This window comes from Neisseria sp. P0001.S005 (assembly GCF_051963715.1).
Genome location: NZ_JBQCTZ010001058.1, coordinates 1 through 239, shown reverse-complemented (window position 1 = coordinate 239; position 239 = coordinate 1). Strand labels below are relative to the sequence as shown.

Sequence of the window (239 nt, the reverse complement as noted above, 5' to 3'; positions counted from 1 at the left end):
GAAGAAGTCCAAGCCTGCAACCGACTGATGACCATCAACGGCAATCCCGACTATTTCTCGCTCAACCTCGCCCAAGCAGTGCAGGTCGTGTGCTACGAAATCTTCAGCCAAACCGATTCGCCCATGACCCATCTGCAACAAGAAGACCACGCCGCGACCCACGAGCAAATCAAAGGCATGGTCGCCCACATGGAAAGCGTGATGAACGACATCGGCTTTTTCAACCGCCGCAACGGCGA

General features: G+C 55.2%; 1 pseudogene. It reads left to right on the top strand.

Annotated elements, in window-relative coordinates:
- Positions 1 to 239 (top strand): annotated as a pseudogene (locus ACTHSP_RS24040) (RNA methyltransferase); the annotation flags it as partial.